Here is a 13,773-nt window from a genome sequence, read left to right as displayed (position 1 = left end):
GCCTGCGGCATGACGCAGGTGGAATGAGGCAAGATGCATCAGAGAAGCCATCCGCTGGAGAGCAGCATCTACAAAAGCTCCGAGGCGGACGAGCAATATATCGATCTGGAACGGCTGGCCGCCATCGCTTGGCGTCGGGCAGGTCTGATAGCGCTGTTCGCTGCGGCAGGGCTGGTTCTGGGCATCGTCTATCTTTTGGTGACGCCACCCACATATACGGCCGCCACGCGCGTGCTGATTGATGAGGAGCTCGCCAAATTCGTACAGGAGCAGTCGCCGTCGCTGTCCAGCAGCCAGGCCGATGCGATGGTGTTGAGCGAGGTCGAGATAATGCAGTCGGAGCGCCTCGCGCGTTCCGTGGCGATTGCCGCCAAACTGAACGAGAACGAGGCGTTTCTGAACCCACCCCGCTCGCCGCTGAGCTGGCTGAAGGCTCAGGTAAGGGGAGTCATCGCATTTCTGGCTCCATCACCTCCTTCGCAAACTCCTCTTTCTCCCGAGGAAGCCAAACTCGGGAAAGCAGCAGCGCTGCTTCAGCAAGCCGTCAACGCAGAGAGGGTCGGCCGCAGCTTCGTCATCGAACTGACCGTCAGGGCAAATGATCCGGTTCTCGCCGGCACGATCGCCCGGACCTACGCGGAAGCTTATCTCTCGGACCAGCTCGATGCCAATTTCGATGCAACCCAGCGCGCGACGGTATGGCTGCAGGACAGGCTCGATGAATTACGTCAGAGCTCCCAGGCCGCTGCCCTGGAAGTCGAGCGCTATCGTGCGGAGCACGGACTGACGGCGGCCAGCGGCAAACTGATCTCGGAGCAGCAGCTTACGGATCTCAACAGCCAGCTTATCCTTGCGCAGGCCGAGACGGCCAACGCCCGTGCACGGTATAATCAGTTCAAATCCATCATAGAAAGCGGTGCCGAAAACGCAGTCCGCAATGCCACCATCCCGTCCGATCAGCCGAATAGCCAACTCCTGACGGATTTAAAGGCGCGCTATCTCAGCATCTCCACCCGCGAACGCGATATTTCGGAGCGTTTTGGCGAAGATCATGCCCAGGCTGTCGCTCTACGCCGTGAGAAGGCCGACATCGAGCAACAGATCTACCGAGAACTCGAGCAGCTTACCGAGACCTATCGGAATGAATATGAAGTGGCGCGTTCCCGCGAGGAATCCTTACGCGCCAATCTTGGACTCATGAAGGGAGAGAGCTCCGAGACAGGTCAATCTCTGGTCAAATTGCGTGAGCTGGAGCAGAAGGCGACCGCGCTTTCCACGCTCTATCAGAACTATCTTTCGCGTTACGAGGAAGCCTCGCAATTGCAATCGCTGCCGATTGCCAAAGCACGCGTCATCTCGGCAGCAGCAAATCCGATTTCCCCTTCCAGCCCGAGAAAATCCCTTACTTTGGCTTTCTCGCTTGTCCTCGGCCTTTTTGCCGGCGCCGGCGTGGCGGCCCTGCAGGAGTTTCGGGAACGCTTTTTCAGAACGGGCGAAGACGTTCGGTCATCGCTCGGATTCAAGTTCCTGGGCTATCTGCCGAAGCTTGAGCGCTCGGCTCTGGTCCCCCAGCTACAGACCGCGGACACCGCGGGTTCCGGCGAGACTCCCGTGGTCGTTACGCCGCCCATACTGCGCGCGGCCATCGACCAGCCTGCCTCGCCCTTTGCCGAGACATTGAGAAATGCCCGGCTTTCTGCCGATGTCGTGCTGCAGGACAGGCCATGCAAAGTGCTCGGCTTCGTTTCCGTACTGCCGCGAGAAGGCAAGACCACGACTGCAGCGAATTTCGCTGCCCTTCTGGCCGCCGGTGGGGCCAAGACGCTGCTGATCGACGCAGATTTGCGCAATCCCGGCCTAAGCCGTGAATTGTCGGTCTCATCCGGCAAGGGTCTGGTAGAGGCGATTATCGGTGAGCGCTGGCAAAGCTCCGTGCGTGTCGACCGCAGCACCAAGCTCGCGATCCTCCCGGCCACCCGGGGGCGCATTTCCCATACCAGCGAGTTGCTAGCCAGTCCGGGCATGCACGATCTGGTCGAAGATGCCCGGCAGCTCTTCCACTATATCATCGTTGATCTGCCGCCGCTCGGTCCGGTTATCGACGCGAAGGCTTTCGAGCCTTTGGCGGACGGTTTTATCCTGGTTTCCGAATGGGGAGAAACGCCACGGGCTCTGGTTCGCACGACGATGCAGGCTGAGCGCCGTATTGCGGCAAAGGTGCTCGGAGTTGTGCTCAACAAGACCGATATGAAGAAACTTCCCCGCTATGCGGATTTCGGGGGTGCAGAGAACTATCTCGACCATTATGCTGCCTATTACGGCGATCAGCCACAGGCGGGCGTGCCGACACCGCAAAAGCCTATGTCATGAGAATGCGGGCTTGGCACTGCCAGAATCGCACCGCTGTCAACCGGCCGCTGAAATAAGCGCCGGTATCGATGTTGAGGCGTTTTCCTTCGAGCATGGGTCTTTCCACGGGCGTGTGGCCGTGAACAACCAGCCTGTCGATCAGGTGAGCCTTGGCGTAGAATTCCGAGCGTATGGAGACGAGATCTTCGTCCTTCTGGTCGGCAAGCTCCACGCCCGGCCGGATTCCGGCATGGACGAAAAGAAAGCCCGGTGCGGAGACGAGAACCGGCAGCGAACGCAGGAAGGCTGCATGCGCGGCAGGAACCGTCTCGCGGATCATCTCATCGATTCCCTCGCCGTTCCTGTAAAGCTCACGCAAGCGCCGATGATCGATGCCGTAGGAAGCAAGAGTGGCATCGGCTCCGAGGCTCAGCCAGCGTGCTCGGCTTTCCCGCCTCTCCAGATAGTCAAGCATCATGACTTCATGGTTGCCGGCAAGGCAGATGCGGTCGAAGCCTTCGGGAGGTTCCGCGGCCAAATGGTCGATGACCTGGGCGGATGCAGGACCTCGGTCGATATAGTCGCCGAGCATGATGATGAGCTTTGGACCAGGAATTTCGGCCGCATCGGCCAGAATCTTGCGCTCAAGCGAAAGCAATTGATCCAGGCAGCCATGCACGTCGCCAACTGCATAGATGGCCATTTCCGTGCTGCGAAGCTCCAGGCGCGCGCGTCGGTTTCGACCGGCCGAATGTCCTGTGCGAAAGACGCTGGAAAGAAACTTCATCAGCTTTCCCGAAGCCTGGAATGGGTCGGCTGACCCAGCAAGCGGAATTCATTGCTATCGGCCAGTTGGCCGAATTCTCAGAGCAATAGACCGGAAGCGGCGCTTAGGAAACATGCGCCGGTTCCAGGGCGGAAAAGACCTGCAGCCAGCGACGTGAAACAGCATGGATCAATGGCTGCCCTTCCTTCGCAAGATGGAGGAGATCGTCCGGCGAAGAATCTGGATTGAAATCGATTTCATTGTCGTTTTACAATCATTCGCACAAACTTGTCTCTGGGAGGAACGCATGAAAAAACGAACCGTAATTGCCATGTCGACCGCCGCGGTGTTGGCCGTTTCGGCTTTCTCCGCCAGCGCTGACGACTTCAAGATCGGACTTTCGAACGGCTGGGTCGGCTCCGAATGGCGCACGCAGATGATCGAGGAGGCGCAGGCGGCCGCCGAGGCGTGGAAAGAGAAGGGCCACAATATCGAGGTGGTGGTGCAGAGCGCCAATGTCGACGTACCAGGCCAGATCGCCCATGTCCGCAACTTCATCAATGAGGGCGTCGACGCAATCATCATCAATCCGAACAGCCCAACGGCATTCGACCCTGTTTTTGCCCAGGCGAAAGAAGCCGGCATCCTGGTGATTTCCACGGACGCCGAGGTTTCCTCGACCGATGCGATCTATGTCGGCATTGACCAAAAGGCRTGGGGTSCTGCCGGTGCGAAGTGGCTCGCCGAGACGCTCGGTGGCAAGGGCAATGTCGTCGCCATCAACGGCGTCGCGGGCCATCCGGCCAACGAGATGCGCGTAGCCGGATACAAGGAAGTCTTTGCCGAATATCCCGACATAAAGGTCGTCAACGAGGTGAATGCGAACTGGGATCAAGCGCAGGGCCAGCAGGCCATGCAGAACCTCCTCGCCACCTATCCCGACATCAACGGCGTCTGGGTGCAGGACGGCATGGCCGCCGGCGCCTGGAAGTCGATCATGGATGCGGGCAAGACGGGTGACATCGCGGCTACCGGCGAGATCCGCAAAGACTTCATCGATCTGTGGTCGGAGCATAAGCTGAATTCCGGCGCATCGGTCAATCCTCCCGGCGTCATGGCAAGTGCGCTCAATGTCGCCGTCCTGATGCTGCAGGGCAGGGAGTTGAAGGAGCCCGCGACTGCCGGTCAGTATGGCAATGCCATGTATCTGCCGATCCCCTTCATCGATTCTTCCAATCTAGAGGAAGTGGCCAAGGCGGTGGAAGGGAAACCCGGCTATTACTCCTACACCAGCCAGCTTTCGATCGAAGAGGCCGAGGCGCTCTTCAACTAGGACAGGTCGCAAATCCGGGGTTAGGCAAGCCCCTACCCCGGGGTTGCGTGACGAGAGCTCTTCCATGTCCAAGCTGAAGCTCATCGGCGTTAGCAAGGCTTACGGCGCGACGCAGGCCCTGCGGCGCGGCGACCTGGAGATCGAGAGCGGAGAGGTTCATGTCCTCATCGGTTCGAACGGTTCCGGCAAGAGCACGCTTTGCAAGATCGTTGCCGGCAGCGTTCGTCCAGATGGTGGTGAAGTGCTGCTGGACGGCAAGCCCGTAGACGTCTCTGGTCCGCGCGCGGCCCGTGCGCTCGGAATAGGCATCTTCTATCAGGAGCTCAGTCTCGCCGCGCACCGTACCGTCGCTGAGAATATTTGCCTCGCCGATTTGCCAATGAAGGCCGGCATCTTCATCGATCGGGAGGCGCTTACCGAGCGCGCGCAGCATTATATAGCCCTTTTCGACGGCGTAGCGGGGGATGGCTTCTCAGCCGCCACCGTCGTTGAAGGTTTACGCGCTGACCAGCGGCAACTCGTAGAGATCATGAAAGCGTTGGCGAGCGAGGCGCCGGTACTTATTTTCGACGAGCCAACTTCGGCGCTGGACAGGGCCCAGGTCGAACGCTTTTTCGATATTCTGCGCCGCCTCAAGTCGGAAGGGCGCAGCATCGTCTTCATCTCGCATCGCATGGACGAGATTTTCGCCATTGGCGACCGGGTGACAGTGATACGCGACGGCGAAACGGTCGCGACATCCGCTATTGCGGCAACCGATTCCGCTTCTGTGATCCGCCTCATGGTCGGCAACGAGGATGAGCTTGCACCACCGACCGAGGCACCGGCAACCTCCTCTCCGGCCTCACGCGATACATTGCTTTCGGTGAGGGGGTTCTCGGGCAAGGGTTTTGCGAATATCAGCTTTGATGTCGCGCGTGGAGAAATCGTAGGTTTCGGCGGCTTGCACGGGCAAGGACAATCGTCGGTTCTGCGGGCGATATTCGGAGCCTCTCCGGTCACGAGCGGGGAAATCGTCCTCGACGGCAGAACGATCACAACCGGCAATCCGCGCGCGGCGATCCGCAACGGCTTGGCCTATGTGTCAGGGGATCGGGGGCGAGAAGGCATTATTCAAGGCCGGCCGATTCTCGAGAATCTGATGCCGATCCATTATCTGCGTGATCGTCTGCTGCTTGCGAGCCCCGCCAGCCTGCGCGAAAAAGCCAAGCCGGCCGTGGAGGCGCTGCATACGAAATTCGCCGGCTTCTCGCATCCGATCAATTCGCTCTCGGGCGGCAATCAGCAAAAGATCGTCATCGCGCGTTGGCTGATCGACCGTCCGGATGTGCTGCTGCTCGATGACCCGACGAAGGGCATCGACCTGTCCGCCAAGGCCGATCTTTTCACGCTCATTCGCAAGCTTGCGAAGGAAGGCATGGGCATCGTGCTTTATTCCTCGGAAGACGCCGAACTGCTCAACAATGCCGACCGCATTCTGGTCTTCAACGGAGGCTCCGTCAGCCGCGACCTGACCGGCAGCGAGCGCACGCGCTACAATCTCTACCAAGCAGCTTACGAGGCTGCGTAGTGACAACGGCGGCCACCCAGCAATCGGCCGGCAGCGGCCTAAAGCGTCTTGTCGAGCGCTATCCCTTCTTGCCGGCGCTTGCCATTCTCGTGGTGCTGCTGGCGCTTAACGGTATCTATCAGCCGCGCAGTGTCAGCCTCGTCGGCATAACGGGCCTGGTAAAGACTTACCTGGCGCTGATGCTGCTGGCGGTCGCCCAGACCTATGTCGTCTTTGCCGGTGATATCGACCTGTCCGCCGGTGCCATCGTTTCTCTCGTCAATGTCGTCATCATCGTTCTGATGGAGCAATGGGGCGGCGGTCCATTCATGGTGCTCGCGGCAATGGGTGTCGGCATCCTTGCGGGATTTGCCTGTGGCATCATCAATGGCTTCGTGGTGGCTGGTTTGCGCCTGCAGGCGATCGTTGCAACCTTCGCCACCAGCATCTTCTTCACCGGTCTTGCGCTTTATGTGCTTCCCGTTGCGGGGATGCCCGCGCCGGCTGCATTCTGGCGAACTTACGGCGGACGCTTCTTCGAGGTGCCCTTCGTTTTCTACGCCGTGGCGGTGCTGGCCACTGTTCTTTATCTCCTCGCGTGCACGCGCCTCGTCACGCGTCTGCTGGCTGTGGGGGATGACGCACAGGCGGCTTTCCAGAGCGGTCTACCAGTCACCGCGATCCGTATCCGTGGTTATGTGCTTTGCGGTCTTTTCGCCGCGCTTGCCGCCTTTTGCATCACCGGCGACACAGCGAGCGGTGATCCGCTGGTAGGCGGCAAGATGACGCTCTTCAGCGTCGCGGCTGTGGTGCTTGGCGGGACCGCTCTTTCCGGTGGCTTCGGAACCGTGGTCGGATCGCTCATCGGCGCGCTCATCATCGGCCTTATTAATTCGCTGGTCTATTTCATGGGCGTGCCCTCACAATGGCAGAATCTCGTCCAGGGCGTCGCGATCCTTCTCGCCCTGATGGCCGGCGTGATGATCGGCCGGAGGGCGCGGCGATGACAGGCGGTCCTGCTCTGGCATTCATCAGGCAGCCGCTTGTCGTTGCGCTGGTCCTTATCCTGGCGCTTTTGCTTTTGGGTGAGATCCTGTCCCCCGGCTTCGCCTCGGGAAGGCAGATACTGCGTCTCCTCATCGTCGCCGCCCTGCTCGGCATTGTGGCGGCGGGACAGAACCTCGTCATTCTCGGCGGGCGGGAGGGTATAGATCTTTCGGTCGGCGGGGTCGTTTCGCTTTCCGCGCTCATCGCCGGCAATCTGATGAGTGGTTCCGATGCCGGTATCCCGCTCGCCATTCTGGCCTGCGTGGCGACCGGTGCGCTCTTCGGCATTCTGAATGGACTGGGGATCACGCTACTGCGCATCCCGCCGCTGGTGATGACCCTTGGCATGCTGGGTGTGTTGCAAGGGCTTCTGGTGGTCGTACGGCAGGGCATCCCCTCCGGCCGCGCGGCGCCCAGCCTGTCGCAATTCGTGACCCAACCCTTCCTTTTCGGCCTGCCGGGCATCATCTGGCTCTGGATCGCCGTTGGACTGCTGATGGCGTTCCTGCTGCAGCGCACCGTTTTCGGCCACCGCATCTATGCGATCGGCTCCAATGAACGTGCTGCCTTCATGGCGGGAGTCCCGATCAGGACAGTGAGGGTGTCGCTCTTCGCGCTCTCGGGCGTGTTCGCCGCGATCGCCGGCATCTGCCTATTGGGCTATTCGGGGTCTTCCTTCGCCAATGTCGGCGAGCAATATATGCTGCCATCGATCATTGCGGTCGTATTCGGCGGCACGCCACTGGCCGGCGGCAAGGGTGGCTATACCGGGACCATGGCCGGCGCGGTGCTGCTCGTCGTGCTGCAAAGCATTCTCACCACGATCAATATCGACGAATCCGGCCGTCAAATGGTGTTCGGTGCAACGCTCCTTGTCCTGATGCTTTTCTACGGCCGAGGCCGGGCGATGCGGGCATGAGCGGCCGGCCGAGAATCAAGGATATCGCGGAAAGCCTGGGCGTTTCCCCGGCGACCGTTTCACGCGCTCTCTCCGATTCCGGTCTCGTGGCTGAGCCGACCCTCTCGCGCGTCCGTGAGGCGGCGCGTGCGATGAATTATCGGCCGAATGTCAGCGCCCGCAATTTGCGCACCCGAAAGGCGATGGCCGTGCTGATGGTCGTGCGGGATATCGGCAACCCATTCTATCTCGACGTGATGAAGGGTGTCGAAGCAGCCGCGCGCGCAGCCGGTTACGCTGTGCTCATGGGCAATACGGAAAACGACCCGGGCCGCGAAACGGAATATTTCGACATGCTGCGGGACGGCCATGCCGACGGGATGATTCTGATCACCGGCAAGCTGCCTTCCAGAGAGGACGATCTGTATGAATTGCCTGAGAACCTGCCGGTGGTAGTCGCATTGGAAACCATTCCGGGCTCCCACTTTCCGCATGTGCAGATCGACAATGAGGCAGCCGCAAGGGAAGCAGTCCAGCATCTGATTGCGCTCGGACACCGCCGCATTGCGCATGTAGCAGGGCCTCTGCCGGAGGTGATGGCGACGCATCGGCTCAACGGCTACCGGAATGCCATGGGAGCGGCCGGTTTGCCGATTCCTGAAGGCTACGAGCAGCGGGGCGACTATCTGCTTCATACGGGCCAGAAACTTTGCCGTGCCCTGTTCGAATTGCCTGTGCCGCCAACGGCCATCTTTGTTGCCAATGACGAAATGGCTTTCGGTGCGATCCATGAGCTGCGTCGTATGGGCCATTCGGTGCCGGAAGAGATTTCCGTCATCGGCTTCGACGATCTCTATCTGAGCGAAGCCTTCTTTCCTCCGCTCACCACGGTGAGCCAGCCGCGCGCCGAAATCGGGCGGCAGGCCATGATGATCCTCTTGTCCATGATTTCCGGCAAGGACGGACCAAGCGGGCCGCTGGTCATGCCGACCACACTCAAGATCCGCGGCACGACGGCACCACCGCCGGTCTGATGATCCTAGCATGACAAGGAGTTGCTGGAATGACGGATTTTCCGAAGGAGAAGCTGCGTGTCGGTTTCGTGGGAAGCGGGTTCATCGCGCATTTCCACCTGAAATCCATGATAGGTGTGCGCAATGTCGAGGTGGCCGGGGTCTACAGCCGCAAGCCCAGGAACCGTAGCCACTTTGCCGATGAAGTCGCCGCACTTGGTCTCGGACAATGCCGTAGCCACGAGACTCTGGAATCGCTCTTGCAGGCCGATGATATAGATGCGATCTGGATTCTGTCGCCCAACCACACGCGGCTTGACGTGATGCGGGCGCTCCATGCCGAGGTTAAGGCCGGGCGTTCCAAAGTGTTCGCCGTGGCTTGCGAGAAGCCGTTGGCGCGAACGATCGCCGAAGCGCGCGAGATGCTGGAGCTGGCGGAGGATGCCAGCCTCAACCATGGTTATCTCGAGAACCAGATCTTTTCGACTCCGGTATTGCGCGGCAAGGAAATCATTTGGCGCCGGGCCGCCTCGACCACCGGCAGACCGTATCTCGCGCGAGCCGCGGAAGAGCATTCCGGCCCGCATGAGCCCTGGTTTTGGCAAGGCGACAAGCAGGGAGGCGGCGTCCTTTCCGACATGATGTGCCATAGCGTAGAGGTGGCGCGTCACCTACTGACCAGGCCGGGCGCGCCGCGCAATTCCCTGACGGTGAAATCCGTCAACGGCACGGTAGCGAACCTCAAATGGATCCGGCCTGTCTATGTTGATCAATTGAAGGCACGTTTCGGGGCCGAGGTCGACTACCGTAAGCGGCCGTCCGAGGACTTCGCACGCGCCACCGTCACGCTGGCTGATGAGGAAGGCAATGAGGTGATGATCGAGGCGACGACCTCATGGGCCTATGTCGGCGCCGGCCTGCGCATCCAGCTCGAATTGCTCGGGCCGGAATATGCCATGGAGTTCAATTCGCTCGGCACCGGACTCAAGATATTCATGTCGCGTGCGGTCACCGGCGCCGAAGGCGAGGATCTCGTCGAAAAGCAAAATGCCGAACAGGGATTGATGCCCGTGCTGGAGGACGAAGCGGGGATCTATGGCTATACGGATGAGAACCGCCACATGGTGGAATGCTTCCGCAAGGGTGAAACGCCGCTGGAGACGTTCCATGACGGCCTGGCGGTGGTGGAAATACTAATGGGCCTTTATCGTTCGGCTGAAATCGGCCAGACGATCAAGTTCCCGGCGCCCGAATTGGAGACATATGTTCCGCCCGTGGCCCGGCGCGCGGCCGGATAAACCGTAAAGTCAATCCGCCCCACCCATGGTGCATGCGACATGTCATTAGGCATGCCGCATGCGTTCAGTGTCCTATTGCACCAAAGAGCAGCCGCCCTCTTCCAGCGGCCGGAATCCTTCTTCCGCGGGAATGGTCGCAACTGTCTCATAATAGTCCCACGGCCCCTCCGACTGATCCGGCGACTTCACCCGGAAGAGGTATGAATCGTGGATTTTGCGGCCGTCGACGCGAATCTGGCCCTTGCCGAAAAGCGGATCGTCGGTGGGCATTTCCTTCATCTTCGCCATTACCGCTTCGGTCTCCTTGCCGCCGACTGCTTCCACGGCCTTCAGGTAATGGAGCACGCTGGCATACACGCCGGCCTGCACCATGTTTGGCTTCTTTCCAGCCTCCTCCTCGAAGCGGGCGGACCACTCGCGGGTCTGGTCGTTGAGATCCCAATAAAAGCTTTCGGTGAGCATCAGGCCTTGGGCCGCCTGAAGACCAAGCGCATGTATGTCATTGATGAAGACAAGCAGGCCAGCCAGGCTTTGCCCGCCCTGCACGATGCCGAACTCGGCCGCCTGCTTGATGGAATTGATTGTATCACCGCCTGCATTGGCAAATGCGATGACCTGCGCGCCGGAAGATTGCGCCTGCAGCAGGAACGAGGAGAAGTCAGTATTCGGGAAAGGATGACGGACCGTGCCAACGACTTCACCACCAGCGGCCTCGACTACGGCGGTTGTGTCGCGTTCCAATGCGTGACCAAATGCATAGTCAGCCGTGACGAAGAACCATGTCTTGCCACCGTTCTGCACGACCGCCGTGCCCGTACCGTGTGCAAGCTGCCAGGTATCGTAGGTCCAGTGAATGGTGTTTGGTGAGCAGGCCTTGCCGGTAAGGTCTGACGTACCGCCGCCGGAATTGATGAAGATCTTGTTCTTCTCGCGCGTGATATCGCTTACCGCCAATGCCACTGACGAGGTCGGCACATCTAGAATGACGTCAACGCCATCCTGATCATACCACTGGCGCGCTATGTTCGAACCGACATCGGGTTTGTTCTGATGATCGGCCGACACGATTTCGACCGTGATGCCCTTTTCCGCCGCACCGAAGTCCTCGACCGCCATTCGGGCCGCAATTGCTGAACCTTCGCCGGTGACATCGGAATAGATGCCTGAGCGATCGTTGAGCACGCCAAGCTTGACGGCCGTATCGGCCAGTGCTGTCGTGGTGAAAAATATACCGGCAAGGGATGCCAGCAGAAAACCGGTTTTCTTCATTCAATTCTCCTCCTTGGCTTCAACATAGATCCAGGCTGCGCGGCAGCGGCGGAAAGTCTCGATCCGGGTATGAGATCGACTTCGGGGGGAATTAAGAAGGCTCCCCGTTTCAAAAGGATGGCAAAGAACGGGCCGACAAATCCTGCCAGGAAATTCCTCGGATTTCCTGCCGTGATATGTGTCGGACTGAATGGCGTTTCGAGCCATTTTCCTCCCGTTCCCCTTGTCTTGCCCAGATCTCCGCCCGGCTCTGGATCGAACGCTATCGGGCGTCTTCAAGCAAGTCAAATGATCTTCCGGTGCAACGGGATGTCTTGCGCCTATTGCTGTCGTAGCGGGTCCGAAAGACATCGCGGGCTTCCACTTTACCGGGACCTGTCGTATGCCGATACGGTCATCGATCTTACCTGGAACTGCATGGAAGCCTCGCGGTCCCGTACGGCAGGTTGAAGGATAGGTAACTTGCTTGCGATCGCCGCCATAACGGCCCCCATCTTCCTAATCGTAGCCGTCGGCTACCTGACAATCCGCACCGGAATCATAGACAAGGCCACCAATCGCGCACTGGGGGCTTTTGCGCTCTACGTCGCCTTGCCGGCCCTGATCTTCAAGGCGTTATCCCAACGTTCCATAGGCGAAATTGTAAGGGCTGACTATCTGGTCGCCTATGCCGCAGCCTCGCTGGTCGTGTTCGCACTGGTGTTCGCAACGGCGCGTTTTCTGCGCGGTGAAACCATGGCGGGCAGTGCAATGCGTGCTCTCGGCGGGTCTGTTTCCAATAGCGGGTTTATAGGTTATCCGGTGGCCGCCATGGTGCTCGGTGAGATCGCCGGGGTCGCCCTGGCGTTGAACATGGTTGTCGAGAACATCATTATGATCCCGCTGGCCTTGACGCTTGCCGAAGCTGGCGAGGGCAAGGGAGGAATGTGGGCAGCAATCCTGCAATCGCTCAGGCGACTGCTGCGCAACCCGTTTATGATCTCGATCTTTGTTGGGCTCGTGTTCGCCCTTTCCGGTCTGACGCTGCCTGAGCCGGTTTTCCGGGCCATTGACATGGTCGCGACCGCGGCCGGGCCGGTGGCCCTTTTCGTGATCGGTGGGACGCTTGTGGGCATTCGGGTGAAAAGCCTGGTTTTTGATCTGATTTCGGTTTCCTTCGCCAAGCTCCTGCTGCACCCGCTGGCGGTTTTCGTCGCTTTCATGTTGGTCGGCGCTTCAGATAGAGACCTTCTTACCGCCGCCGTTCTCTTCGCATCGGTTCCCGTCATCACCGTCTACGCGGTGCTTGGCGAACGCTACGGGGAGGGCGAAATCTGCGCCGCCATCCTGCTTGCAGGAACGACTGCTTCATTCTTTACCATCACCAGCCTTATCTGGGTCCTGCATTACCTCGATCGTCTGCCCAGCCTGCCGTAACGGCTGGTTTGCCCTTGGGCAGAGCGCGCTCCTCAGATGATCTGAGCTGTGGCGAGGTCGCGCATGAGGTGGCTGGCACCGTAGGTCCAGGGTGCGCATTCGGTTGCAGGCAGCACGCGGTTGACCAGTGCCCCAAGGCTGTCCGTCTGGATGGTGACCATGTCCCCCTTCTTGTGGGTGAAGCCCTTGCCGGCCTCGCCGCGATCCTTCGAAGGCACGAACATGGTGCCGAGATAGAGCACCATGCCGTCCGGATATTGATGATGCGGCCCCATGGCGGCAGCCACGAGCTCTTCCGGCGAACGGCTGATCTCGGCCATCGAGCTTGCCCCTTCGAGCGAGAACCCGTCCTCGCCTTCGACGCGCAGGCGAACCTCGGCCCGCTTCACGTCCGAAAGAGAGAAGCTTTCGTCAAACAGGCGGATGAAGGGGCCGAGCGCGGCGGACGCATTGTTGTCCTTGGCCTTGCCCAGAAGCAGCGCGGAACGCCCCTCGACGTCGCGCAGGTTGACGTCATTGCCAAGCGTGGCGCCGACAATCCGGCCGCGGCTCGAAGCCACCACCGCGACTTCCGGCTCCGGATTGTTCCAGTTGGAGACCGGATGCACACCGACATCGGCGCCAAAGCCGACCGAGGCCATCGGCTGGCATTTGCTGAAGATTTCCGCATCCGGGCCAATGCCGACTTCCAGATATTGCGACCAGAYCCCACGCGCCATCAGCTTTTCCTTGCAGACAGCCGCTTCCGCCGAGCCGGGCTTCAGCTGCGAAAGATCGTCCCCTATCAGGGAAGCGATGTCCGCCCGGATGGCGTCGGCCTTTTCCGGCGCGCCCC

General features: G+C 60.0%; 11 protein-coding genes. 8 read left to right on the top strand and 3 right to left on the bottom strand.

What is annotated here, in order from left to right:
• The first annotated feature begins 33 nt into the window (after positions 1 to 33).
• The gene (locus L598_RS14695; RefSeq protein ID WP_144863674.1) at positions 34 to 2,370 is read left to right on the top strand and encodes a polysaccharide biosynthesis tyrosine autokinase; all 2,337 of its coding nucleotides are present in this window, start codon (positions 34 to 36) and stop codon (positions 2,368 to 2,370) included.
• Here L598_RS14695 and L598_RS14690 read toward each other — a convergent pair.
• Positions 2,360 to 3,052, bottom strand: coding sequence for a metallophosphoesterase family protein (locus L598_RS14690; RefSeq protein ID WP_246658763.1), 693 nt, complete (start codon positions 3,050 to 3,052; stop codon positions 2,360 to 2,362). The two genes, L598_RS14695 and L598_RS14690, sit on opposite strands and share 11 nt — an antisense overlap.
• A gap of 370 nt (positions 3,053 to 3,422) precedes the next feature.
• Between L598_RS14690 and L598_RS14685 the strand changes: the two genes are divergently transcribed.
• The 6 genes from L598_RS14685 to L598_RS14660 all read left to right on the top strand — a co-directional run bounded on the left by L598_RS14685 (position 3,423) and on the right by L598_RS14660 (position 10,253).
• Positions 3,423 to 4,448 carry an ABC transporter substrate-binding protein gene (locus tag L598_RS14685; protein WP_144863670.1) on the top strand — a complete coding sequence of 342 codons (1,026 nt, stop codon included), beginning with the start codon at positions 3,423 to 3,425 and terminating at the stop codon, positions 4,446 to 4,448.
• A 64-nt stretch (positions 4,449 to 4,512) separates the two neighbouring features.
• A complete protein-coding gene (locus L598_RS14680) occupies positions 4,513 to 6,018 on the top strand; it encodes a sugar ABC transporter ATP-binding protein (protein ID WP_144863667.1) in 1,506 nt (501 codons plus the stop codon).
• Positions 6,018 to 7,004: an ABC transporter permease gene (locus tag L598_RS14675; protein WP_144863665.1), complete on the top strand. Its 987-nt coding sequence runs from the start codon at positions 6,018 to 6,020 to the stop codon at positions 7,002 to 7,004. The genes L598_RS14680 and L598_RS14675 overlap by 1 nt, the downstream gene beginning before the upstream one ends.
• Positions 7,001 to 7,963 (top strand): ABC transporter permease, encoded by a 963-nt coding sequence (locus L598_RS14670; RefSeq protein ID WP_144863663.1) that lies wholly within the window; start codon positions 7,001 to 7,003, stop codon positions 7,961 to 7,963. The genes L598_RS14675 and L598_RS14670 overlap by 4 nt, the downstream gene beginning before the upstream one ends.
• On the top strand, positions 7,960 to 8,976 hold the full coding sequence (locus L598_RS14665; RefSeq protein ID WP_144863661.1) for a LacI family DNA-binding transcriptional regulator: 1,017 nt from the start codon (positions 7,960 to 7,962) through the stop codon (positions 8,974 to 8,976). Before L598_RS14670 ends, L598_RS14665 begins: the two co-directional genes overlap by 4 nt.
• Before the next feature lie 29 nt (positions 8,977 to 9,005).
• Complete coding sequence (locus L598_RS14660) at positions 9,006 to 10,253, top strand: Gfo/Idh/MocA family oxidoreductase (RefSeq protein WP_144863659.1); 1,248 nt, start codon at positions 9,006 to 9,008, stop codon at positions 10,251 to 10,253.
• 72 nt (positions 10,254 to 10,325) lie between these two features.
• Here the strand turns inward: L598_RS14660 and L598_RS14655 are convergent, their stop codons facing one another.
• Positions 10,326 to 11,522, bottom strand: coding sequence for an ABC transporter substrate-binding protein (locus tag L598_RS14655; RefSeq protein ID WP_144863657.1), 1,197 nt, complete (start codon positions 11,520 to 11,522; stop codon positions 10,326 to 10,328).
• Between the two features lie 462 nt (positions 11,523 to 11,984).
• Here L598_RS14655 and L598_RS14650 point away from each other — a divergent pair, with 462 nt between their 5' ends.
• Positions 11,985 to 12,938, top strand: coding sequence for an AEC family transporter (locus L598_RS14650; RefSeq protein ID WP_144863655.1), 954 nt, complete (start codon positions 11,985 to 11,987; stop codon positions 12,936 to 12,938).
• Positions 12,939 to 12,970: 32 nt separating this feature from the next.
• On the opposite strand, the gene L598_RS14645 is transcribed toward L598_RS14650, so the two are convergent.
• Positions 12,971 to 13,773: fumarylacetoacetate hydrolase family protein (locus L598_RS14645; RefSeq protein WP_144863653.1), on the bottom strand; the 803-nt coding region annotated here is incomplete at its 5' end.

Source organism: Mesorhizobium sp. J18, assembly GCF_007829525.1.
GTDB lineage: Bacteria > Pseudomonadota > Alphaproteobacteria > Rhizobiales > Rhizobiaceae > VLJP01.
The sequence above is the reverse complement of the archived record's forward strand: the minus strand, read 5'-3'. Positions and strand labels throughout refer to the sequence as shown.